Here is a 23,373-nt window from a genome sequence, read left to right on the forward strand (position 1 = left end):
TTTATTATTTCATTGCCTGAGCTCTCCCCAGGTAAGCAGGTACCTGACTGGCTTCAGGAGCATCAGAGAATTCATCTTTGATCCTGTTTAAATACTTGACAGCTTGTTCTCCTTTTCCCAATTCTATCGCAGTAAGAGCAGCCTTCAGCAAAAACCTTGGGGCTGTAAACCCATTGGAACGCATAGAAGCAGCCTCATCATAATAACTTAAGGCTTCTTCCGGTTGATCCAATTGCATAAATGCATCTCCAATTCCTCCTTTGGCCAAAGGCGCAAGGATCTCATCATCACTTTTAAAATCCTCAAGATATTCGATAGCTTCCTGATACCTGTTAGAATTTAAATATGCAAATCCCGCATAGTAATTGGCAAGATTAGCTGCATTGGTACTGCTATATTCGTCGATGATGTCAAGAAAACCATATTTCCCTTCGCCACCGTTTAATGCCATATTATATAAAGAGTCACTTTGCGCGCCAGATCCGGCTAATGCAGCATCAAAATACTGCTGTGACTGGAACATTTCATTTGCTGCTTCAAGTTCCTTTGGCTCCTGAACAAAACGTTGCCATCCCAGGTAACCCAGGATTACCACAGCCGCCAAACCAACGATAACATAAATGTATTTTTGATTTTCAGCTACAAAGGCTTCTGTTTTATTTGCGCCTTCATCCAAAGTATTAAATACCTCTGCAGTTGTAGATTCGTCCTCTACTTTTTTTGCCTGTTCTTCCTTATTGCTTGGTTTATGTCCTTTTTTCTTGTAAGTCGCCATAGAATTGGTTTAATGTGTGGCAAAAATAAAATTTTTATTCAGATAAAAAAGGGAAAAATTTTGTTATTTTTTAATAATTTTAACGCTATTCCTGTACCTTTACATCTCAAACTATTTTAATCATTAAGCTGAATTACAGCACTTTATGTTTTTAAAAACCCTTTCATTAGTCAATTATAAGAATTTTACTACCGCTGCCTTTGATTTTGATTCAAAAATAAATTGTTTGGTAGGTCATAATGGGGTTGGAAAAACCAATGTGCTGGATAGTATTTACCATCTCTCCTTCGGAAAAAGCTATTTCAACCCAATTACCAGTCAGAATATTAATCATGAGGCTGAATTTTTCGTAATCGACGGTACTTTACAGAAGAATGACCGGGAAGAGCATATTTTGGTAAGTGCGAAACGCGGACAAAAAAAAGTAATTAAACGCAATAATAAAGCCTACGAAAAATTTAGCGAGCACATTGGCTTCATTCCTGCCGTTATCATTTCCCCGGGAGACCGGGATCTTATTATAGAAGGCAGTGAAACCCGCCGGAAATTCATGGATGGTGTGATTTCCCAAAGCGATCAGGAATACCTGAATGTATTGATACAGTATGGAAAAGTGGTTGCACAAAGAAATGCCCTTTTGAAATTTTTTGCTGCAAATTCCAAATTTGACAGGGACACCCTGGATATCTACAACGCTCAAATGAGCGAGCTGGGAAATTTACTTTTTGAAAAAAGAAAGACCTTTCTGGAAGAATTCATTCCCATTTTCGATAAACGCTATGCTGAAATCACCAACCAAAAAGAAAAGGTTGCCATAACATATAAGAGCCAGTTATTTGAAAAACCGATTTCTGACTTGCTGGAGCAGAATCTACAAAGGGATATGATGCTTCAATATAGTAGTGTTGGACTTCATAAAGATGATCTCAGTTTTGAGATCGAAGGGCATCCAATTAAAAAATTTGGATCTCAGGGTCAGCAAAAATCTTTTCTCATCGCTTTAAAACTCGCTCAATTCGATTTCATAAAAAAACTGAGTAAATCCAGCCCGTTATTGCTTTTGGATGATATTTTTGATAAGTTGGACGAACAACGCGTAGCGCACATTGTTGCCCTGGTTGCCGAGAATGAGTTGGGACAAATATTTATTAGTGACACCCACCCGGAAAGGACAGAAAAAGTGGTAAAAGAAAGCAATCAGTCCTATAAAATGTTTAGATTGTGATTTGTTCCGAAGGATCTATTTTTCAAAAAAATAATTATAAAATCCAAATCTTTTAAATGAAAAACCTCCTATTAATAATCCTGTTTTCAGTTGTAATTACAAGTTGTAAAAAACAAACTCCCGAGGAAAAACTCGTCTATCTCAAAGGATACTGGGAGATCGAAAAAGTAGAATTTTCCAGGGATTCCATCAAAGAATTCCGGATGAGTGAAAATGTAGATTATTTTGAAATTGAAGATGGTATTGGTTTCCGAAAGAAAGTCCGCCCTCAATATGACGGCACCTACATCGTGACAGAAGATGAAGAAAAGATCGAAGCAAAAATCGAAAATGACAGCCTGAATTTATATTACTCTACCCCGTTCGATTCCTGGAAAGAAACTGTCTTAAAAGCGGGAGAAGATAAAATGAGTATCAGGAACAACCGGGGAATTATTTATCATTATAAAAGATTTAAATCATTATTAAGCGAGCTAGATGAAGAAGAGATATAACGAAAACATGAAACTTAGCGATGCTTTACAGGACTTTGTGGCAAGCAACAAACTTCAATCAGGCTTGGACAAAGTAAATGCAAAGGATGTGTGGAATGCACAAATGGGGCCGGCAATAGAAAAATATACCACTTCCATAAAACTTGATGGCAGTACACTTTATGTGCAATTGAGTTCATCAGTCCTGAGGGAAGAACTGAGTTATGGGAAAGAAAAGATCGTCAAACTCCTTAATGAAGAATTAGGTAAGAATCTCATCACCAAGTTGGTTTTAAGGTAAAAGTACCGAACCTTTAAAACCAGTCTTCTAAATTTTCTTTAAAAAAATTAGAACCCACCCAAGTAACCTTATTATTATTTTAAACAAACTTAAATTTAAAAAAGCACCCCTCCTTCCCAAGGAGAGGTGGCCAAAGGCCGGGGTGGTTGCAGTTATAATTTAATTCCATTACCCTTCCGTCTTAATCGCCAGATAAATTCGGGTAATTAGAAACATCCCAGTTCCGATTAATCCACACCGCCCGTACCGTTCGGGCGGGTTTCCTTTTATCCTGACGTTTCGGGAGGAAGGAGCCCTTTTGTTTATTCTATTATTTAAACGAACTTAAATTTTAAAATCAAAAACCTAGTGGAGCCCCTAAGGTATGTACCTGTAATATCGGGAGGAAAATACTTTTAAAAAAAATTCGGGTTAAACCCGCAATAAGGATTTAAAAAAAACTTAAACCTTTCATTTATTTTTTATTTCCTGTCTTAAATAATTAACTTTAAGAAGATATAAAGCCGGGGAGTTATGAAGGTGAACAGGAAAGAAATGATTGATAGTCAGTTAATTAAAAAAGGCATAAGCGACCCCTGGGTTTTACAAGCAATGCGGAAGGTAGATCGTGCACTTTTTATTCCGAATGAAATGAGGGAGTTCGCTTATGAAGACAGGCCTTTAAATATTGGAAAGGGACAAACAATAAGCCAACCTTTTATGGTTGCCTATATGGCTCAGGAATTAAAACTAAAACCAAAAGATATAATCCTTGAAATTGGAACCGGTTGTGGTTATCACGCGGCCATTTTGGCCAACATCGTAAGACACGTTTATAGTATTGAAGTGATAGAATGGCTGGAAGAATATGCCTGTGCAAACCTGGAAAAAGCAGGAATTAAAAATGTAACAACCCGTTGTGGAGATGGTTTCCAGGGTTGGCCAGATAGAGCCCCTTTTGACGCTGTTTCCCTCACTGCTGCACCACCCACCATACCTGAACCTCTTAAAAAACAAATTAAAATTGGAGGGCGTTTGCTTGCCCCGGTAGATACTTTAAGGCAGCAACTAAAACTTCTGGAAAGAACCGGAGATGATGCCTTTATTGAAAACAGGCTCCTGATGGTAAGTTTTGTTCCCATGACGGGAGAAGCACAGAAATAGAGGACGATTTCTATTGCTTTTTCGGGCGGAAAATGAAATTTATAAGAAAGAATAAGACAAAAAAACCACCCAAAAGAGGGTGGTCATTACTTATTTGCAAAAAAAATGCTTAAAACATTTCTCTTCCGGCGAAATGAAAAGCAGATTCTATAGCTGCATTTTCATCGCTATCGCTTCCGTGGATCGCATTTTCAGCGATTGAAGCAGCATATTTTTTTCTGATAGTTCCTTCAGCAGCATCCTCAGGATTGGTAGCACCAATCAAGGTTCTGAAATCTTCTACCGCGTTATCTTTTTCTAAAACAGCAGCTACAATGGGTCCCTGCGTCATATAATCCACCAATTCCCCATAAAATGGACGTTCTTTATGCACTTCATAAAATGTTTGTGCATCGCTTTTTGTCATTTGGGTCATTTTCAGTGCAACAATCCTGAAACCTGAAGCATTGATCTGTTCAAGGATCGCACCGATGTATCCTTTTTCAATTGCATCGGGCTTAAGCATTGTAAATGTTCTATTATTTGCCATCTTGTGGTTTTTAAATTTTCGGCAAAAATAAACAAATCAACCAAGTCTACAAGTCTATTTATGCTTTTAATCAAAAACCTCGGGGAAAGCCCCGAGGTATGTCCCGATAATTATCGGGAGGAAAAAACTTATAAAAATTCAGGTTAAACCCTCAATGAGGGATTAAGTGATTATTTATAGACCTGTATCAATTCCTGTTGCAACGTATTTCCCACTCCCCTCATTTGCATCGTTATTTTTTTTTTGCTGAAATCAAAAAACAGCAAACCAAAGCTCAAATCACTTATTACTTCTCCCACTCTGTATTGATTTGGTTCTCCCGAAAAACTGGTGTAAGTATGCGTTAGTCCGCTGGAAGTAAAATCGATCAACGGATATTTTAAAGATGGGATTTCTACTTTAGAAAATTCTGAAATATGTCTGTCCCCGCTTAAAAGGACAATATTTTCGGCATTAGAGGAACTAATAAGCGCTTTTAATTTTTCCATTTCCTTCGGAAAATTGCCCCAGGTTTCAAACCCATGTTCCGCTGAAAGAAGCTGTATACTGCTCACTATTAAATTAAAGTCGGCTTTGCTATTTTTCAATTCACGCTCCAGCCATTTCCATTGTTCTTCTCCCAAAACAGTACCTTCCATATTAGGATCATATCGCTTATCGGGGTCTTCGCTTTTTATCAAATTAGATCTAAAATATCGTGTATCCAGCAGGATTACCTTTATACTGCCATTTTCGAGCTTGAAAAGCTGGCTGTGATAGACACCTTCCCGCCGCCGTCGTTCATCGTTTTGAGGGACCTCCAGAAAATTCAAAAATTTCTCCTGACTTTCCTTTTTATATTTCCATTCGGTTCCGGCATCGTTCTTTCCATAGTCATGATCATCCCAGGTCGCTAAAACAGGAGTGGAAGAGATCAGTTTTTGATAACCCGGGTTGGCCTTTTGAATTGTATAATCCTGTTCCATTTTATTCATATTCCGGGTATCGGCGTAAATGTTATCGCCACCCCATATAAACACATCCGGTTTGTTTGCAATTATTGGGTCCCATAGGGGTTGCGGGAGATTCTGTTTATTACAACTTCCAAAGGCGATGGTAAAATCGGCACTTTCGATACTATTTAATTCAATAGGTTTATCCGGCTCCAAAGCCTGGTTTTCTTCAGGATTTTTTCCAGTTGCACAAGAATTCAGAAGCAATAATAGTAGGGATACCCATAAATTTTGTTTCATTTGTGGTAAATTTCAGAATTCAAAAATAAGAAATCAATTTTATTGAAAATGTTATTAAATTGTATCTTTACGCCTTATTATGATAGAACAAAGTATTTTAGAGATCACTTCCGCACTTTCTGTAGCCAAGAATATAATTATTGTACCACATAAAGGCCCCGATGGCGATGCCATGGGATCCTGCCTGGGACTGTATCATTTTTTGAAGGAAAAAAAGCACGAAGTAAAAGTAATTGCCCCAAATGATTTTCCAAAATTTCTTAAATGGCTTCCTGGTAGTGAGGACGTTATAATTTATGAAAATGAGGCAGAACACTGCAATAGGTTAATCGATGCAGCCGAAATAGTTTTCACCCTGGATTTCAATGTTTTGGCCCGTACTGGAGAGATGGAGGAGCCCCTGAGAGCATCGGAAGCGATTTTTATCATGATAGATCATCATCCGGAACCATCAGATTATGCAAACCATACCTATAGCGATGCAACGATGAGTTCCACCTGCCAGATGGTATTTAAATTCCTTCAGAAATTAAGAGCCGTAAAGCACATTAGCCCGGAAATAGCCACTTGCCTGTATACCGGAATTATGACAGATACGGGCTCCTTTAAATACAGTTCTACTTCCAGTGAAACTCACCGCGTAATAGCTGAACTAATTGATAAAGGAGCAGACAATACCCGAATTCACCAACAGATTTATGACACCTTTTCTCAAAGTCGGATGCAACTTTTAGGAGTAGCCTTGCAAAATTTGCGAGTAAACAATGAATTAAGAACAGCATATATCACACTTTCTCAGGAAGAATTAGACAAGAACAACTTCAAAAAGGGAGATACCGAAGGTTTTGTCAATTATGGATTATCTCTGGAAGGAATTATATTTGCAGCCATTTTTATAGAACATAAAAAAGATGGTATTATAAAAATCAGTTTCAGATCTAAAGGGGATTTTTCAGTAAATGCTTTTTCCAGAGCCCATTTTAGCGGGGGTGGCCATTTAAATGCCGCAGGAGGTAAGAGTGAGCTTTCTATGGAATATACGGTAACAAAATTTAATACTGTTTTACCGGAGTATAAAGAAGAATTAAGCTTATGATGTACTTAAAGTATACGATGATCCTTTTGGGATTTCTTGTTTTTGGATGTAAAACTCCGGAAGCCAGAAGGCCTGTAACCCAAAATTCGGGATCATTCATCAATGAATCCATTCAAAGAAACAAGAAACTTGTTGCTAAAGAAGAAGCACAGATTTTAGAAATTGTTGAACGCGATTCCGTAACCGAATATATCCCCTCAGAAAATGGTTTCTGGTATTACTATAATAAAAGATCTACGGATTCCCTAAACATCAATACTCCCGAATTTGGGGATGTGGTTGAATTCGATTATTCAATCAAAGCTATAGACGGTCAGGATATTTATGCTGAAGGAGAATTGCCAAGAAAAAACTATGCAATAGACAAAGAAGAACTTTTTGGCGGATTGCGGGAAGGAATAAAATTGATGAAAGAAGGGGAGGTTGTTACTTTTATATTCCCTTCACATAAAGCTTTTGGATATTATGGTGACAAAAATAAGATTGGCACCAATGTCCCCATAATAACCAAAGTAACTTTACATTCAATAACTGAACAAACCAATAAAAATAACAATGATTAGTATGAAATAAGCATAACGAAAATACGATACAAAAACCAATAAAAATATGCGAATTGCATATAACCATTAAAAAACGCTTGTATTGAGCGAAATCGAAATAATAAATATCTACATATGAAAAAATTAAGTTTTCTGTTTGTTTGTGCAATTTTAGTAGGCCTGGTAGGCTGTAAAGAAGATTATCCCGATTTAGAGGATGGTCTTTATGCAGAATTTAATACAAGCCATGGCAACTTTGTAGCCGAATTATACTTTAAAGAAACTCCTATTACCGTAGCCAATTTTGTTTCTCTTGCAGAGGGCAAACCCCATAAAATGGTGGATAGCGCTTATAAAGGAAAGAAATTTTATGACGGACTTACCTTTCATAGGGTAATAAAAGATTTTATGATTCAGGGTGGAGATCCTACCGGAACCGGATCCGGTGGACCTGGGTACAAGTTTCCAGATGAAATCGTTGATTCTTTATCCCACGATTCGAAAGGATACTTATCTATGGCCAATGCAGGCCCCGGAACCAACGGAAGTCAGTTTTTTGTAACACTTGCTCCAACCCAATGGCTGGATGGAAAACATACCATTTTTGGAAAAGTGCAGGAAGGTATGGCCGTTGTAGACAGTATAGGTAAAGTTGAGACAGTTGGCCAGGACAAACCTGTAAAGGATATTGTGATAAAAGAGGTTAAAATTATTCGAAAAGGAAAAGATGCCAAAGATTTCAATGCTGCCGAAGTTTTTGAAAATAAATTGGCAGATTTGAAAGCCGAAGAAGAAAAAATGCTGCAAAAACAGAATGCTGCAAAAACAGCGAATGCTGAGAAGTTTGCCGCGATGAAAGAAGATGCGGAAGAACTTGAAAGCGGGTTAATGATCCATTTCCTTGAAAAGGGAGAAGGCGATAAACCTGCCGACGGTACAATGGTAAAAATTGATTACGCCGGATATTTCGCAGATGGAACTTTATTTGATACCAGTATAGAAGAAACTGCCGTTCAGGGTGGAGTATTCAACCAACAAAGAAAAGACCAGGTTGGATATAACCCGATGCTTATTCCTTATGGACCGGATGCACAAGTGATTGCCGGATTTAAAGAAGGATTACAGCAAATGAAGGTTGGAGATAAAGCTATTATCTACATCCCATCACACCTTGCATATGGAGAAAGAGGAGCCGGAAATGTTATCCCTCCTAATACCGATTTGATCTTTGAATTGAATATGGTAGGAGTTCAGGAATAAACTGAAACCTTTTAAACTAACAAAGCGGCCTTCTTAGAAAAAAAGAAGGCCGCTTTATTAGTTTCAAAATCAACTTTATTTATTCGGAATATTTTTAAGGATTTCCAGAACAAATTTCCAGTATTTCTGGGCCGATTTAATGCTGGCGCGTTCATCGGGAGAATGTGCTCCCCGAATTGTGGGTCCAAAAGAGATCATATCCATATCTGGATAATGGTTTCCTATAATTCCACACTCCAAACCTGCATGGCAGGCAGCAATATCAGCTTTTTCGTGAAACATTTTCTGATACAATTCATCCAGCACGGTTAAAATAGCCGAATCCCGGTTTGGTGCCCATCCCGGATAATCCCCGCTTAATTCAACGTCAAATCCAGCCAGTTCAAAACCGGATCTTAATCCGTTTGCAAGATCATCTTTTGAAGATTCTACAGAGGAACGGGTCAAACACTTCACTATAATTTTTCCATTTTTCACCTCAACTTTGGCAACATTATTCGATGTTTCCACAAGCCCATCTATTTCGGGACTCATTCTGTAAACTCCATTATGCGCTACATATACAGCCTTTAAAATCGCTTCCTGAACTTTGGTTTCCATCACTTTTTCAGGAACTTCAACATCAGTGATACCAACTGCAAGATTTGGTTCCAGCTTGATGAATTCATCCTTTATTTTCTGTATTTCATTTTCAAGCTCACTTAACAATACTTTTTCCTGAAGATCGTCCACAACAACAATGGCTTCACTTTCTCTTGGAATCGCATTGCGAAGACCTCCTCCGTTAATTTCAGAAATTCTAATATCCAGATTTTCAGAAACACTAAATAAAAGTCGGTTCATCAATTTATTGGCATTCCCCAAACCTTTGATAATATCCATTCCGGAATGACCACCTTTCAAACCATTAAGTATAATTTTAAATGCTTTGGAACCTTCAAGGGTGTTTTCTTCCTTGTACGATCTCGTTGCGGTAAGATCCACACCACCGGCACAACCTATTCCTATCTCATCATCTTCCTCGGTATCAAGATTTAAAAGGATCTCTCCCTTTAGCAGTCCCGGCTCAAGGCCTTTTGCTCCTGTCATCCCCGTTTCTTCATCTATGGTGAACAAGGCTTCCAGCGCAGGGTGTTGGATAGAATCACTCTCAAGAATTGCCATAATAGTGGCAACACCAAGACCGTTATCCGCTCCAAGGGTTGTCCCTTTTGCTCTCACCCAATCTCCATCCACGAACATTTCAATTCCCTGGGTATCAAAATCAAACTTGGTATCATTGTTTTTTTGATGCACCATATCCAGGTGTGATTGTAAAACCACCGCTTTTTTAATTTCCATTCCGCTCGTAGCCGGTTTTTTGATAATCACGTTACCAACTTTATCCACCGTGGTTTCAAGCTTGAGTTTATTTCCGAAATTCTTAATGAATTCTATCACTCTTTCCTCCTTTTTGGACGGCCGGGGAACCTCATTTAAATCGGCGAATTTGTTCCAAAGATTTTTAGGCTCAAGGGATCTTATTACTTCATTCATTCTGTTGACATTTATAGATTAATTAATATATTTCCAAAGGCTTGTCACAATAATTACCAGCGTTGGAAAGTTTGCTTTTTTAAATAATGAGTGTGTTCACAAAGGTATCTGTAATAAACAAAGCATGAAAATTTGTCGCTGCTTAATTAGTTTGTAATTTTAGAAAGTGAAAAAGAAGACCCAGCTCATTTTAGCCATTTTATTACCCCTTCAATATATTGCGATAAAAATTATTGCGGGATATCCTGTTTTTATAGAAAACTGGTACAGCACAGGTTTGTATCCATACATTTCCACGATTATGCGCTATTCCCTTGGGTTTATTCCGTTTTCATTTGGAGATTTACTCTACACCTTTTTTATTGTTTCTATAATTCGATGGATCGTGTTAAGGGCTAAATCACGCTTTCGAAATCACAAAAAATGGATCCTGGAGATTTTCGCGATTTTTTCTATCATATATTTCTGTTTTCATATTTTCTGGGGACTCAATTATTACCGGCTTCCGCTACATAAAACCCTTAAAATCAAGAACACCTATACTACAGAAGAACTTGTTTTATTGACGGAAACCCTTATTAAAAAATCCAATGAAGTTCACGAAGAGCTTATCGATAATGATTCCTTGAAAGTCACTTATGATTTTAAAAAAGGAAAACTCCTTAAATCCACCATTGAGGGATTTGATTATTTAAGCACTGAATACCCAAAACTCAATTATGAAGGAAGATCGTTAAAACCTTCTCTGTACAGCATTCCGCTTACTTATATGGGTTTTAACGGGTATCTTAATCCATTGACAAACGAAGCCCAGGTAAACACCCAAATAGTGCAATATAAGATCCCAACAACTGCAAGTCACGAAATTGGACATCAACTGGGGTTTGCAAAGGAAAACGAAGCCAATTTTATAGCTTGTCTGGCAACGATGCATCATCCGGATCCCTATTTCAGGTATTCGGGCTTCACCTTTGCTTTACGCTATTGTTTAAATGAACTTTATATTCGGGATAAAACAAAAGCAGATGCATTGTTGAAAAAAATCCATCCGGGAGTTTTGGAAAACTACAAGGAAGTTCGCATTTTTTGGGAGGAACATAAGAATCCTTTCGAACCCATTTTCCAATTCACCTATAACGGATTTTTAAAGGCGAATAATCAGCAGGACGGCATGAAAAGCTATAGCTATGTAGTGGCCCTGCTCGTTAACTATTTTGATGATGTGGAAAATGCTTTTTAAGCGAAATTCCATTTATTAAATTTTTCTTAAATTCCCTTTTTTAAAAAATTTATTCTTAACTAAAATTTACATCACAAACGTTTATGAAATTTAAAGTATTTATCCTAACCCTGTTCCTGGCCTACAGTAGCTTACAGGCTCAGGTATATTTCCCGGATAACAAGGGCGTAAAAGCAAAGAATACAAATTATATGGTCTTTGAAAATGCAAAGATCCATGTAGATCCCAATACCATTATAGAGAATGGAATGTTCGCCGTTAGAAACGGCAAGATCACCGCCATAGGGAAATCCATCACTGTTCCAGAGAACAGTATTCGTGTAGACCTTAAAGGAAAAGAAGTGTACGCTTCCTTTATAGATATTTACAGTGAATTTGGAATTAAAAAACCAACAAAGGCAGAAAATAAAAACGGAGAACCTCAATATGATGCCAGTCGCGAAGGATATTACTGGAATGACCACATTCGCCCGGAAAACAAGGCCATTGAACATTTTAGTTTTAATAAAGAGGAAGCTGAAAAACTCCATAAAAACGGATTTGGTGTTGTAAACACGCACGTAGCAGACGGGATAATACGAGGTAGCGGCATCTTGGTTGCACTTAAACCCGAGGGCACCGAAGGTGAACGAATTATTAGTGACCGGTCTGCTCAATATTTGTCTTTTGAAAAGAGTATTCAATCCAGGCAGGCCTACCCTACTTCCATTATGGGCGCAATGGCCTTATTGCGCCAAAGCTACCTGGATGCGTCCTGGTATGCCCAGGGAAAATCGGAAAATAAAGATCTCGCTTTGGAAGCATTGAACAGAAATAAGGATCTGGTCCAGATATTTAAAACAGATAATTTACTGGATGAACTTAGAGCCGATAAAGTGGGAGACGATTCCGGAGTTCAATATGTCATTTTTGGAAGCGGAAATGAATTTGAAAAACTTGATGAAATCAAAAATACCAATGCTACTATAATAGTCCCTCTGGATTTCCCTGAAGCATATGACCTGGAAGACCCTTTTATGTCAGATTATGTGAGCTTACAGGATATGAAACGTTGGAATCAGGCTCCTGCCAATTTAAAATTGCTTGAGGAAAAAGGAATCCCGTTTGTCCTTACCACAAATAATTTAAAAGATGAAAAGAAATTCAAGCCTAATTTGCTTAAAGCGATTGCATATGGATTGGATAAAAAAGCTGCACTAGCTGCACTTACCACTACCCCGGCAAAAATATTGGGACAGGAAAATAAATTAGGGGTTTTAAAAGAGGGCGCCTGGGCAAATTTCCTCATCACTTCGGGAGATTTTTTTGATAAAGAAACTGTTCTTTATGAAAACTGGGTGCTTGGAGAAAAAGCAATGCTGGAAAATATGGATGTAGTAGATCTTAGCGGAACTTATACTTTGAAAGTGGATGCTAAGGAATATGAACTGAAGATTTCAGGAAAACCGACCGCTCCAAAAGCCGAAGTAAAGCTGGGTGATAAAAAAATTAAATCGAAGCTATCTTATGACGATACCTGGATGAATTTAATACTTTCTTCTCCAGATTCTACCAAAACTGAGTTCACCCGCCTTCAGGCTAAAGTGACTTCAAAATCTGATGAATTTTCAGGAAATGCTATTTTGAATAATGGTACGGAAACTACTTTTTTAGCCGTTAAAGCAAAACCGGAGGTGGAGGATTCTGCTAAAAAAGAGAAAGAAGCAAAAATCTTTGAAGTAGTTCCTGTAACATATCCGAATATGGCGTATGGAAACACGAGCCTTCCGAAGCAGGAAAACATGCTGTTTAAAAATGCTACCGTCTGGACCAATACAGCCCAGGGAATTCTTGAAAATACCGATGTCCTGATATCCAACGGAAAAATCTCAGCAATAGGAAAAGATTTAAAAGCGGGAAGCACTAAGGTTATAGATGCTACCGGAAAGCACCTAACCGCTGGAATTATAGACGAACATTCCCATTTAGCAGCCTCGGCGATAAATGAATCCGGACATAATTCTACTGCAGAGGTTATTATGGAAGATGTCATAGATCCTAACGATATCAACATTTACCGAAACTTGGCTGGTGGGGTAACCACGATCCAGCTCTTGCACGGATCGGCAAATCCAATTGGTGGGCGGTCTGCAATATTGAAATTGAAGTGGGGAGCATCCGCAGAAGATATGATCTTTAAAGAAGCACCCAAATTTATAAAATTCGCTTTAGGCGAAAATGTAAAACAGTCCAACAGAAGCAATGCAAACCGTTTCCCACAAACCAGAATGGGCGTGGAACAGGTTTTTATAGATTACTTTGGAAGGGCAAAACAATATGAACAGGAAAAGAAGAATGATAAAAATTTCAGAAAAGACCTTGAAATGGAAACCTTAGTTGAAATCTTAAATGGGGAACGTTATGTTTCAAGCCATTCCTACGTTCAAAGCGAGATCAATATGCTAATGAAAGTGGCAGAGTCCTTTGACTTTAGAATAAACACCTTCACACATATCCTTGAAGGTTATAAAGTTGCCGATAAAATGAAGGAACATGGGGTTGGCGCTTCCACTTTTTCCGACTGGTGGGCATATAAATACGAGGTGAAAGATGCCATCCCGTACAATGCAGCAATTATGTATGATGCGGGATTAACCGTTGCAATAAACAGCGATGACAGCGAAATGAGCCGAAGATTGAACCAGGAGGCTGCCAAAACAGTGAAATATGGTGGTGTTCCGGAAGAAGATGCATGGAAATTTGTCACTTTAAACCCAGCCAAACTTTTGCATATCGATCAATATGTTGGAAGTATTCAAACCGGAAGGGATGCCGATGTTGTTTTATGGTCCGGGCATCCACTTTCCATTTATACCAAGGCAGAAAAAACCCTGATTGAAGGAGCGGTTTATTTTGATCTCGAAAAAGACAAAGCGATGCGGGAAGAAATTGAAGTTCAAAAAAACCTGTTAACCGGACAAATGCTGAATGCTAAAAACGGAGGAGAAAACACGCGACCTGTTAGCATAAAAGAAGAGCAACATATTCACTGCAATACCCTGGAAATACACTAAAAGCACAAAAATGAAAATATATAGAATAGTTATAATAATGATGCTCGTTTCCTTTACCGGAAATATAACAGCCCAACAAACTCCTGCTCCCAAACAATCAGAAGCGGTTACAATTGTTGGTGCAAAAGCACATCTTGGCAACGGAGAAGTAATCGAGAACAGCCTTATTATATTTGAAAACGGGAAAATCACCCAGGTAATGGATGCGCTTACCACAAAAATGCAGTATCGGGGAGAGATTATCAATGCTGAAGGTAAGCACGTATATCCTGGTTTTATCGCACCAAATTCAACCTTGGGACTTGTGGAGATCGCTGCCGTAAGGGCGACAGATGATGAAGATGAAATAGGAGAAATGTTGCCTCATTTAAGGAGTTTGATCGCCTATAATGCTGAAAGTAAAATCGTGGAAAGCATGAGGCCTAACGGAGTGTTGATTGGACAAATCACTCCTCGGGGAGGGACCGTTTCCGGTACTTCGTCCATCGTTCAGTTTGATGCCTGGAACTGGGAAGATGCAGCGATAAAGAACGATGATGGATTGCATATTAACTGGCCAAATAGTTTTAAAAGAGGTCGTTGGTGGTTAGGAGAAGAACGTGGGATGAAACCGAATAAAGAATATGCCGATCAGGTTTTAAAATTAACTCAGTTTTTTAATAATTCCAGAGCATTTTTGGCAGGAGAACAAAAAGAGATTCATTTGCCTTTTAAAGCGATGGAAACTGTTTTCACCGGACAAAAGAAAGTTTATATCCACGTAAACGGTGAAAAGGAGATTCTGGATGCCATTCAATTTAAAAAAGATCAAAATTTAAAGGATTTGGTACTGGTGGGAGCTTATAATGCCCATAAAGTGATCGATAAGCTGAAGGAAAATAACATTGCTGTATTAGCGCAAAGGCCACATCTTACTCCAAATAATGATGGAGATCATTATGATGCCTCCTATAAGCTGGCGAAAACCCTTTTTAATGCCGGGATTTTAGTAGGATTAGAAAGCAGCGGACAAATGGAAACAATGAACACACGCAATTTGCCTTTTTACGCAGGAACCGTGGCAGCACATGGAATGGATAAAGAAGATGCTTTAAAACTGATCACTTCGAATACCGCAAAAATTTTAGGAATCGATGAGTTCGTAGGAACCCTGGAGCAGGGAAAAGATGCAACCTTATTTATAAGCGACGGAGATGCATTGGATATGAGGGGCAATATTATTACGAAAGCCTTTATTCAGGGACGGGAAGTGAGCCTTGAAAGTCACCAAACAGAATTATATCACCGATATTCAAATAAATATAAGACTCAGAAAGAAAATCAGATAGAAAAGTAGATTCTGTTATTTTGAGAATCTTCACCTTTAACCCCGCCAGAATTTCATTCCTGGCGAGCTTATTAAGTTTATAGGTTTTACAGTTCCTTTTCCCATCTTATCTGCTTATTTTAGCAGGATGATAAAACAGATTTCAAGCGCTCAGAATCCGGCGGTAAAAAGGCTTTTGCAGCTTCAGGAAAAGTCACGTTCCCGTAAAAAAGAAGGTGTTTTTGTCGTGGAAGGGATACGGGAAATAAACCTTGCGATTAAAGGTGGTTTTGAAATTGAAGAAATTTATTTTTGTGCTGAATTATTTGATGAAGTACAAATTTTAGCAATGCTAAAAAATACCTCTTATCAACCGGAGATCACAGAACTTTCAGCTGAAGTTTATAACAAGATCGCGTATCGCGGAAGCACCGAAGGATTGATCGCGGTTGTTAAGTCCAAAAACACAAGCCTTGAAAACCTTCAGCTGGAGTCCAAAAATCCACTTATTCTCGTGGCTGAAGCACCCGAAAAACCGGGAAATATCGGAGCGCTTTTTCGCACTGCCGATGCTGCAAATGTAGACGCAGTATTAGTTGCAAATCCTAAAACAGATCTTTTCAACCCAAATATCATAAGATCGAGCGTAGGTTGTGTTTTTAGCAATAAAATTGCCACCGGAACCACTTCAGAGATCATTAAGTTTTTAAAGAATAAAAATATCGCTATTTATGCCGCTGCATTGCAGGCCTCCAAAATTTATAGCGCTATGGATTTCACCACTCCCTGCGCAATAGTGGTTGGCACGGAAGCTATCGGCCTGAGCCAGGAATGGATTGAAAATTCCAATCAAAATATAATTATTCCCATGCAGGGAGAAATAGATTCCATGAACGTATCTGTAGCTGCAGGTATTCTGATTTTTGAAGCAAAAAGACAACGCGGGTTTTGATTTCTTCAGAACCAGCCTTAAAACAAGATCCATTTGGATCGTAGTTTCGGGATTCGTTAATTGGCACTGATGTTTAGGATTGGATTTCCCTTATCTTTACAATTTGAAATTTTTTCAACCATAACAAGAACATACACTCATGGATTTTTCTTCCTTAGGCATATCCCCTTCCTTATTACAAGCATTGGCCGATCAAAATTACACCCAGCCATATCCCATTCAAAAGGAGGTAATCCCTGCAATTTTAAATGGAAAGGATGTCCTGGGAATTGCCCAAACAGGCTCAGGAAAAACCGCGGGGTATGTATTGCCGATTTTAATGAATTTAAGAGCCAATACTGCTTCAAAAAACAGGCACGTAAATGTTTTGGTTCTTGTGCCAACCCGTGAATTGGCAATGCAGGTACGGGAAGTTTTTCGGTTGTTCGGATCGGCGCTTCCGGAACGAATAAAATCTCTGGCGGTTTTTGGGGGTGTTGCAATTAATCCGCAAATGAAAGCTTTGCAGGGTGTCAATATTTTAGTCGCTACTCCCGGAAGGTTATTGGAATTGGTTGAATCTAATGCCGTGAAATTATCCAATATCGAAACCCTTGTTCTGGATGAGGCGGATAAAATGCTGAATCTGGGGTTCAAAGAAGAAATGAACCGCATATTCGCACTTTTGCCCAAAAAGCGTCAAAATTTATTGTTCTCTGCCACCCTGAATGAAGATGTTACCAACATCAACCAGATCCTGTTGCGCGATCCTCTGGTTGTTAAAATTGAACCGGAAAGCGATCATATTGACCTGATAACCCAGCTTGCTTATTTTGTGCCGGACGAGAAGAAAGGGCAACTCCTGCGCTATCTTATAAAACACAACGACTTAAAACAGGTATTGGTTTTTACATCTTCAACGTATAAAGCAGATAATGTAGCCGATAAACTGCGAAATAACGGAATAGATGCCAAGGCAATTCACAGTAAAAAAAGCCAGAAAGCAAGGTCTGAAGCTTTGAGTAAGTTCAAATCCGGGGAACTTCGCGTTTTGGTTGCCACCGATCTTATTTCGCGTGGGATAGACATTCAGTTTTTGCCTTATGTGATCAATTATGAATTGCCCCGATCTCCCAAGGATTATATTCACCGAATAGGGAGAACCGGTCGCGCAGAATCGCCGGGAGAAGCCATCTCCTTTATTTCCCCTGAGGAAGAACATCATTTTAAGATCGTCCAAAAAAAGATGGGAAAATGGGTTACTATGATTGACAGCAAAACCATAGAACTTCACGGCTATTAAAAGCATCATTAATTTATAACAACCAATCATTTTGAATCCACAAACCTTATTTTATATAATCGTTTTCATTATCCTTATCGATTTCATAATCGACAAAGTTCTTGATGCTCTCAATGCCAAGCATTTTGATGATCCAATTCCGAAGGAATTACAGGATGTTTATGATAAAAAAGAATATGAAAAATCCCAGCGATACAAAAAAGAGCGCTATAGATTTGGCGTGATCACTTCCACATTTTCAGTGGTATTGATGCTGGCATTTTTATTTTTTGACGGGTTTGCTTATGTAGATTCCATCGCGCGAAGTATTACAGAAAATTCAATTCTTATCGTTTTGATATTCTTCGGAATAATAATGTTTGCAAGTGATCTCCTTACCCTTCCATTTTCCTGGTACAGCACCTTTGTGATCGAGGAAAAATATGGCTTTAACAAAACCTCCAAAGCAACTTTCGTTTTGGACAAACTAAAGTCCTGGGTACTCATGGTACTTGTGGGTGGTGCCATTTTGGCCCTTATTACCTGGTTTTATCAAATCACGCAAAAAGATTTCTGGTGGTATGCCTGGATACTTGTAACTGTATTCACCTTGTTTGTAACCATGTTCTATGCAAAGCTTATAGTCCCGTTGTTCAACAAACAAACTCCCTTAGCTGAAGGTTCTTTAAGATCTAAGATTGAAAACTATGCAGAAAAAGTCGGTTTCAAGCTCGATAATATTTTTGTGATAGACGGTTCAAAACGCAGCACCAAGGCAAATGCATATTTTTCAGGCTTTGGTTCAGAAAAAAGAATTACGCTTTATGACACACTTATCAATGATTTGGAGGAAGAGGAGATTGTAAGCGTGCTGGCTCATGAAGTGGGTCACTATAAGAAAAAACATGTTTTTGCAAATATCACTGCTTCCATCCTTACAACAGGATTTACACTCTGGCTGCTTTCCTTATTTGTAGGTAATCCATTATTATCACAGGCATTAGGCGTTTCGGAACCGAGTTTTCACATAGGATTAATAGCCTTCGGGATTTTATATAGTCCTATTTCGGAGGTTACAGGACTTTTCATGAATTACCTGTCCCGAAAATTTGAATATCAGGCAGATGATTATGCCAAAAACAGCTATAATGCAGATGCTTTAATATCGGGTTTAAAAAAGCTTTCAAAAACCAGCTTAAGTAACTTAACTCCGCACAAAGCTTATGTTTTCATGCACTACTCTCACCCTACTCTTTTACAACGATACAAAAACCTTCAGGATTAGTTTGTAGTTGTTTGTTTACAATCTTAATCGTAATTTTATAGCATGACAGAAGTTGAAATAGATAAGGAAAATAAAAATATTGCGCGCCAATATAAGGAGTTGCTGCGCATAAGTTACCGGTTCCTTTCTGATGACGATAAAAAACTTATAAGACTGGCTTTTGATACTGCTGTAAATGCCCATAAAGCACAACGCAGAAAATCTGGGGAAGCTTATATTTTTCACCCTATTGCGGTAGCCAAAATAGTTGCTTCAGAAATAGGTTTGGATGCCACTTCCATTGTTGCTGCGTTGTTGCACGATGTTGTAGAGGATACCCTTTACACCCTTGAGGAAATCGAGGAAATGTTCGGTAAAACGGTTGCCAAAATCGTTGATGGGCTTACCAAAATTTCGAGTTTAAAGAAAGATAAAGATGTTTCCCTTCAGGCAGAAAACTTCAGAAAAATGCTGCTTACCCTAAATGATGATGTAAGGGTAATAATCATCAAGATTGCAGACAGGTTGCATAATATGCAAACCATGGATTCCATGCAACCAGACAAACAGGTGAAAATCGCTTCAGAAACACTCTATATTTATGCCCCTCTTGCTCACAGAATTGGGCTTTACAGCATAAAGACAGAACTGGAAGATTTAGCCCTGAAATATACAGAGCCGGATGTTTATAATGACATTCTTACTAAGATAAGGGAAAGCAAGGAAGAACAGGATGCATATATCCGTGACTTTACGAAAGTTATTAAAGATTCCCTGGATCAGGAAAATCTGGAATATGAAATAAAAGGCAGGCCCAAATCCATTTTTTCCATCCGAAAAAAAATGCAGGCTCAAAATATTACATTCGATGAGGTATTTGATAAGTTTGCCGTACGTATTATTTATAAAAGTGATCTTGCCAATGAAAAATTCCTGGCCTGGAAGATCTATTCCATAGTTACCGATCATTTTCGGCCAAACCCTATCCGGTTAAGAGACTGGATCTCCTCCCCTAAATCTACCGGATATGAAGCACTTCACATCACGGTTATGGGACCTAAAGGAAGATGGGTAGAGGTTCAAATACGCAGTGAGCGAATGAATGAACTTGCCGAAAAAGGATATGCAGCCCATTACAAATATAAACATGGAGAGGAACAGGAAGAGAAAAACATGGAGGAATGGCTCAACCGGTTACAGGAAGCTTTGGAGAATTCTGAAACCAATGCCGTAGATTTTGTTGAGCAATTCAAATTAAACCTGTATGCAAAGGAAATATTTGTGTTTACTCCACAAGGAGATTTAAAATCCCTGCCCAAAGGTTCTACTCCCCTGGATTTTGCCTTCAGCATTCATACAGAAATCGGTTTGCATACCAGAGGTGCCAAAGTAAACAACAAACTTGTACCCTTAAGCCATGAGCTTAAAAACGGAGATCAAATTGAGATCATTACTTCAGAAAATGCAAAACCTAATGCCAACTGGTTAGATTATGCTACAACTGCAAGGGCCAGGGCAAAAATTAAAAACTCTTTAAAAGACGAGAAAAAGGAGATTGCCGAAGAAGGAAAAGCAATTTTAGCCAGAAAACTTAAGTCTCAAAAACTGAGTTTTAATGAAAGTATCATCAATGAACTGGTGGTATATTTTAAACTAAAAACCAGCTTAGACCTTTTCTATAGGGTGGGAACAGGAAAAATAGACAATGTTAAATTAAAGGAATTTACCTCCTCCCGAAGCAATGCTTTTGTTAGTTATATTAAGAGCAAGATAAAAAAACCATCTATTGCTGAAGATATTGATAAAGAAGAGTTCTCTTCGAAATATGATCAACTGGTTTTTGGTCCGAATGAAGAGGTCCTGGACTATAAACTCGCAAATTGTTGCAATCCAATCCCCGGGGATAATGTTTTTGGGTTCATAACGGTAAGTGAAGGTATTAAAGTACATAAAAAGGATTGTCCCAATGCAATTCAGTTTCAAAGCAATTATGCATACAGGATCATTCAGGCTAAATGGATAGATTCATCACAACAGGACTTTAAAGCGGTAATCAAACTAACCGGGATAGATAATCTTGGATTGGTAAGTGAAATTACAAGAGAAATTTCCAACAGCATGAACGTTAATATGAGAAGTATTAATTTTGAAAGTTCTGCAGGAATTTTTACCGGGAAAATAACCCTGGTTGTAAAAAACAATTCTATTTTAAACACCCTGATTACACATCTTAAAAAAATTAATGGGATAGATCAGGTCTCAAGAGAATAAACTAATACCTTTGCGGGGAAGGAATATTATGAGCAAGAAAGTAGCCAATAAAAACGACCAGGCAATCGTCAAAAATGTTTTCACCAAATTTTTGGAGGATAAGGGGCACCGTAAAACTCCTGAAAGATTTGCAATTCTTCAGGAAATTTATAACCATGAGGAACATTTTGATATAGAATCACTCTACATTAAAATGAAAAATAAGAAATACCGGGTTAGCAGGGCAACGCTTTACAACACCATAGAATTGCTTTTGGCTTGTGGACTGGTAAGAAAACATCAGTTTGGGCAAAATCAATCCCAGTATGAAAAATCCTATTTTGACAGGCAGCACGATCATATTATCCTCACAGATACAGGAGAAGTGATAGAATTTTGCGATCCAAGGATACAAAGCATAAAACAAACAATAGAAGAAGTATTTAATATTGATGTTTCTAAACATTCTTTATATTTTTACGGCACTAAAAAAGAACCAACTAATTAACTATTTATGGCAGTAGACTTACTACTTGGATTACAATGGGGAGATGAGGGAAAAGGTAAAATTGTAGATGTATTTACCAAGAATTATAATATTATAGCACGGTTTCAGGGAGGGCCCAACGCAGGTCATACTTTAGAATTTGATGGCCACAAGCATGTTCTTCATACCATTCCTTCTGGAATTTTTCACAAAGAAACCATCAATCTTGTTGGTAATGGAGTTGTAATTGACCCGGTTATTTTTAAAAAAGAGCTGGAAAATCTGGAGCCCTACAATACAAACTATAAAACCAATCTTCTTATTTCAAGAAAGGCACATTTAATTCTACCTACCCACAGGTTGTTGGATGCAGCTTCTGAAGCTTCCAAAGGAAAGGCTAAAATAGGCTCTACTCTAAAAGGAATTGGGCCAACATACATGGATAAAACCGGAAGAAACGGTTTAAGAGTTGGGGATCTCGAATTGGAAGGCTGGAAAGATAAATACCGAATCCTGGCAGACAAACATCAGGCTATGATTAGCTTCTACAATGTAGATGTGCAGTATAATTTAGCCGAATTGGAAGACGAATTTTTCAATGCTGTTGAAGTTTTAAAGGGTTTAACATTTATTGATAGTGAAGAATATTTACAGCGAGCCCAGGAGGATGGAAAAACGATTCTTGCAGAAGGTGCCCAGGGTTCTTTACTTGATATAGATTTTGGAACCTATCCATATGTTACCTCCTCTAATACAACTGCGGCCGGTGCCTGTACTGGTTTAGGAATTGCTCCAAATAAAATAGGAGATTCCTTTGGGATTTTTAAAGCTTACACCACAAGGGTAGGAAGCGGACCTTTTCCAACGGAATTATTTGATGAGGATGGAAAAACCATGAGTCGGGTTGGTAATGAAGTTGGTGCTACAACAGGGAGACCCCGAAGATGTGGCTGGTTAGATCTTGTCGCATTGAAATATACGGTACAAATCAATGGGATTACACAGTTGATCATGACCAAGGGAGATGTATTAAGCGGATTTAAAACCTTAAAAATATGTACTTCCTACAATTATAAAGGAGAAAATATTAAGCATTTACCATATAATATCGAACCTGAAAATGTTACACCTGTATTTACAGAGATGAAAGGATGGAAAGAAGATATTTCCAATATGAAGGAAGCCTCCCAATTCCCAAAAGAATTTCAAGATTATATCGAATTTTTGGAGAAAGAACTAAACGTTCCAATTTCTGTGATTTCGGTTGGTCCGGACAGGAAACAAACGATCCAGAGATAAATTATAAAAGTTTACAAAAATAATAAAAACCCGCTAAGGAAATTTCTTTAGTGGGTTTTTAAATCCCTCATTGAGGAGGGCCTGCCCCGAATTTTTAAAAGTATTCCCGCCCGCATTATCGGGTCACATCTTGTATGCTTGCCTCGAAG

Annotated in this window: 20 protein-coding genes; 16 read left to right on the forward strand and 4 right to left on the reverse strand. The window is 38.2% G+C overall.

What is annotated here, in order from left to right; genetic code table 11:
• Window positions 1–4 precede the first annotated feature (4 nt).
• Entirely contained in the window at window positions 5–775 is a 771-nt protein-coding gene (locus tag ACKGJN_RS14200; RefSeq protein WP_409540213.1) for a tetratricopeptide repeat protein, read from the reverse strand.
• 145 nt (window positions 776–920) lie between these two features.
• Here ACKGJN_RS14200 and recF point away from each other — a divergent pair, with 145 nt between their 5' ends.
• The 4 genes from recF to ACKGJN_RS14220 all read left to right on the forward strand — a co-directional run bounded on the left by recF (window position 921) and on the right by ACKGJN_RS14220 (window position 3,917).
• Entirely contained in the window at window positions 921–2,000 is a 1,080-nt protein-coding gene (gene recF / locus ACKGJN_RS14205) for a DNA replication/repair protein RecF (RefSeq protein WP_409540214.1), read from the forward strand.
• 56 nt (window positions 2,001–2,056) lie between these two features.
• On the forward strand, window positions 2,057–2,494 hold the full coding sequence (locus ACKGJN_RS14210; protein WP_409540215.1) for a hypothetical protein: 438 nt from the start codon (window positions 2,057–2,059) through the stop codon (window positions 2,492–2,494).
• On the forward strand, window positions 2,478–2,774 hold the full coding sequence (locus tag ACKGJN_RS14215; RefSeq protein ID WP_409540216.1) for a DUF721 domain-containing protein: 297 nt from the start codon (window positions 2,478–2,480) through the stop codon (window positions 2,772–2,774). The genes ACKGJN_RS14210 and ACKGJN_RS14215 overlap by 17 nt, the downstream gene beginning before the upstream one ends.
• Window positions 2,775–3,287: 513 nt before the next feature.
• Window positions 3,288–3,917, forward strand: a complete 630-nt coding sequence (locus ACKGJN_RS14220; protein WP_409540217.1) for a protein-L-isoaspartate(D-aspartate) O-methyltransferase — start codon at window positions 3,288–3,290, stop codon at window positions 3,915–3,917.
• A gap of 109 nt (window positions 3,918–4,026) precedes the next feature.
• Here the strand turns inward: ACKGJN_RS14220 and ACKGJN_RS14225 are convergent, their stop codons facing one another.
• Window positions 4,027–4,446, reverse strand: a complete 420-nt coding sequence (locus ACKGJN_RS14225; RefSeq protein ID WP_006987297.1) for a nucleoside-diphosphate kinase — start codon at window positions 4,444–4,446, stop codon at window positions 4,027–4,029.
• Between the two features lie 170 nt (window positions 4,447–4,616).
• Window positions 4,617–5,678 (reverse strand): alkaline phosphatase D family protein, encoded by a 1,062-nt coding sequence (locus ACKGJN_RS14230; protein ID WP_409540218.1) that lies wholly within the window; start codon window positions 5,676–5,678, stop codon window positions 4,617–4,619.
• 79 nt (window positions 5,679–5,757) lie between these two features.
• Here ACKGJN_RS14230 and ACKGJN_RS14235 point away from each other — a divergent pair, with 79 nt between their 5' ends.
• The 3 genes from ACKGJN_RS14235 (at window position 5,758) to ACKGJN_RS14245 (ending at window position 8,576) form a co-directional block, all read left to right on the forward strand.
• Entirely contained in the window at window positions 5,758–6,774 is a 1,017-nt protein-coding gene (locus ACKGJN_RS14235) for a DHH family phosphoesterase (RefSeq protein ID WP_409540219.1), read from the forward strand.
• Entirely contained in the window at window positions 6,771–7,337 is a 567-nt protein-coding gene (gene gldI, locus ACKGJN_RS14240; RefSeq protein WP_409540220.1) for a gliding motility-associated peptidyl-prolyl isomerase GldI, read from the forward strand. Before ACKGJN_RS14235 ends, gldI begins: the two co-directional genes overlap by 4 nt.
• A 114-nt stretch (window positions 7,338–7,451) precedes the next feature.
• Window positions 7,452–8,576, forward strand: a complete 1,125-nt coding sequence (locus ACKGJN_RS14245) for a peptidylprolyl isomerase (RefSeq protein ID WP_409540221.1) — start codon at window positions 7,452–7,454, stop codon at window positions 8,574–8,576.
• A gap of 75 nt (window positions 8,577–8,651) precedes the next feature.
• On the opposite strand, the gene ACKGJN_RS14250 is transcribed toward ACKGJN_RS14245, so the two are convergent.
• The gene (locus tag ACKGJN_RS14250) at window positions 8,652–10,112 is read right to left on the reverse strand and encodes an aminoacyl-histidine dipeptidase (RefSeq protein ID WP_409540222.1); all 1,461 of its coding nucleotides are present in this window, start codon (window positions 10,110–10,112) and stop codon (window positions 8,652–8,654) included.
• A gap of 166 nt (window positions 10,113–10,278) precedes the next feature.
• On the opposite strand from ACKGJN_RS14250, the gene ACKGJN_RS14255 reads away from it, so the two are divergent.
• The 9 genes from ACKGJN_RS14255 to ACKGJN_RS14295 all read left to right on the forward strand — a co-directional run bounded on the left by ACKGJN_RS14255 (window position 10,279) and on the right by ACKGJN_RS14295 (window position 23,224).
• Window positions 10,279–11,352: a DUF3810 domain-containing protein gene (locus tag ACKGJN_RS14255; RefSeq protein WP_409540223.1), complete on the forward strand. Its 1,074-nt coding sequence runs from the start codon at window positions 10,279–10,281 to the stop codon at window positions 11,350–11,352.
• 83 nt (window positions 11,353–11,435) lie between these two features.
• Window positions 11,436–14,405 carry an amidohydrolase family protein gene (locus ACKGJN_RS14260; RefSeq protein WP_409540224.1) on the forward strand — a complete coding sequence of 990 codons (2,970 nt, stop codon included), beginning with the start codon at window positions 11,436–11,438 and terminating at the stop codon, window positions 14,403–14,405.
• A gap of 10 nt (window positions 14,406–14,415) precedes the next feature.
• Window positions 14,416–15,741, forward strand: coding sequence for an amidohydrolase family protein (locus tag ACKGJN_RS14265; protein WP_409540225.1), 1,326 nt, complete (start codon window positions 14,416–14,418; stop codon window positions 15,739–15,741).
• A 118-nt stretch (window positions 15,742–15,859) separates the two neighbouring features.
• The gene (locus ACKGJN_RS14270) at window positions 15,860–16,663 is read left to right on the forward strand and encodes a TrmH family RNA methyltransferase (protein WP_409540226.1); all 804 of its coding nucleotides are present in this window, start codon (window positions 15,860–15,862) and stop codon (window positions 16,661–16,663) included.
• Between the two features lie 139 nt (window positions 16,664–16,802).
• Window positions 16,803–17,945: a DEAD/DEAH box helicase gene (locus tag ACKGJN_RS14275; RefSeq protein ID WP_409540227.1), complete on the forward strand. Its 1,143-nt coding sequence runs from the start codon at window positions 16,803–16,805 to the stop codon at window positions 17,943–17,945.
• 31 nt (window positions 17,946–17,976) lie between these two features.
• The gene (locus ACKGJN_RS14280) at window positions 17,977–19,209 is read left to right on the forward strand and encodes a M48 family metallopeptidase (RefSeq protein WP_409540228.1); all 1,233 of its coding nucleotides are present in this window, start codon (window positions 17,977–17,979) and stop codon (window positions 19,207–19,209) included.
• Between the two features lie 42 nt (window positions 19,210–19,251).
• Window positions 19,252–21,459 carry a RelA/SpoT family protein gene (locus ACKGJN_RS14285; RefSeq protein ID WP_409540229.1) on the forward strand — a complete coding sequence of 736 codons (2,208 nt, stop codon included), beginning with the start codon at window positions 19,252–19,254 and terminating at the stop codon, window positions 21,457–21,459.
• A 28-nt stretch (window positions 21,460–21,487) separates the two neighbouring features.
• The gene (locus ACKGJN_RS14290) at window positions 21,488–21,946 is read left to right on the forward strand and encodes a Fur family transcriptional regulator (protein WP_409540230.1); all 459 of its coding nucleotides are present in this window, start codon (window positions 21,488–21,490) and stop codon (window positions 21,944–21,946) included.
• Between the two features lie 6 nt (window positions 21,947–21,952).
• The gene (locus ACKGJN_RS14295) at window positions 21,953–23,224 is read left to right on the forward strand and encodes an adenylosuccinate synthase (protein ID WP_409540231.1); all 1,272 of its coding nucleotides are present in this window, start codon (window positions 21,953–21,955) and stop codon (window positions 23,222–23,224) included.
• Window positions 23,225–23,373 lie beyond the last annotated feature (149 nt).

Source organism: Gillisia xinjiangensis (assembly GCF_046298265.1).
In the GTDB taxonomy this organism is placed as follows: domain Bacteria; phylum Bacteroidota; class Bacteroidia; order Flavobacteriales; family Flavobacteriaceae; genus Gillisia; species Gillisia xinjiangensis.

Coding starts and splice junctions, on each gene's coding strand:
- ACKGJN_RS14230 (WP_409540218.1), bottom strand. CDS start 5,678: ATGAAACAAAATTTATGGGTATCCCTACTATTATTGCTTCTGAATTCT.
- ACKGJN_RS14275 (WP_409540227.1), top strand. CDS start 16,803: ATGGATTTTTCTTCCTTAGGCATATCCCCTTCCTTATTACAAGCATTG.
- ACKGJN_RS14235 (WP_409540219.1), top strand. CDS start 5,758: ATGATAGAACAAAGTATTTTAGAGATCACTTCCGCACTTTCTGTAGCC.
- ACKGJN_RS14270 (WP_409540226.1), top strand. CDS start 15,860: ATGATAAAACAGATTTCAAGCGCTCAGAATCCGGCGGTAAAAAGGCTT.
- ACKGJN_RS14210 (WP_409540215.1), top strand. CDS start 2,057: ATGAAAAACCTCCTATTAATAATCCTGTTTTCAGTTGTAATTACAAGT.
- recF (WP_409540214.1), top strand. CDS start 921: ATGTTTTTAAAAACCCTTTCATTAGTCAATTATAAGAATTTTACTACC.
- ACKGJN_RS14245 (WP_409540221.1), top strand. CDS start 7,452: ATGAAAAAATTAAGTTTTCTGTTTGTTTGTGCAATTTTAGTAGGCCTG.
- ACKGJN_RS14290 (WP_409540230.1), top strand. CDS start 21,488: ATGAGCAAGAAAGTAGCCAATAAAAACGACCAGGCAATCGTCAAAAAT.
- ACKGJN_RS14295 (WP_409540231.1), top strand. CDS start 21,953: ATGGCAGTAGACTTACTACTTGGATTACAATGGGGAGATGAGGGAAAA.
- ACKGJN_RS14250 (WP_409540222.1), bottom strand. CDS start 10,112: ATGAATGAAGTAATAAGATCCCTTGAGCCTAAAAATCTTTGGAACAAA.
- ACKGJN_RS14215 (WP_409540216.1), top strand. CDS start 2,478: ATGAAGAAGAGATATAACGAAAACATGAAACTTAGCGATGCTTTACAG.
- ACKGJN_RS14260 (WP_409540224.1), top strand. CDS start 11,436: ATGAAATTTAAAGTATTTATCCTAACCCTGTTCCTGGCCTACAGTAGC.
- ACKGJN_RS14220 (WP_409540217.1), top strand. CDS start 3,288: ATGAAGGTGAACAGGAAAGAAATGATTGATAGTCAGTTAATTAAAAAA.
- ACKGJN_RS14285 (WP_409540229.1), top strand. CDS start 19,252: ATGACAGAAGTTGAAATAGATAAGGAAAATAAAAATATTGCGCGCCAA.
- gldI (WP_409540220.1), top strand. CDS start 6,771: ATGATGTACTTAAAGTATACGATGATCCTTTTGGGATTTCTTGTTTTT.
- ACKGJN_RS14200 (WP_409540213.1), bottom strand. CDS start 775: ATGGCGACTTACAAGAAAAAAGGACATAAACCAAGCAATAAGGAAGAA.
- ACKGJN_RS14265 (WP_409540225.1), top strand. CDS start 14,416: ATGAAAATATATAGAATAGTTATAATAATGATGCTCGTTTCCTTTACC.
- ACKGJN_RS14225 (WP_006987297.1), bottom strand. CDS start 4,446: ATGGCAAATAATAGAACATTTACAATGCTTAAGCCCGATGCAATTGAA.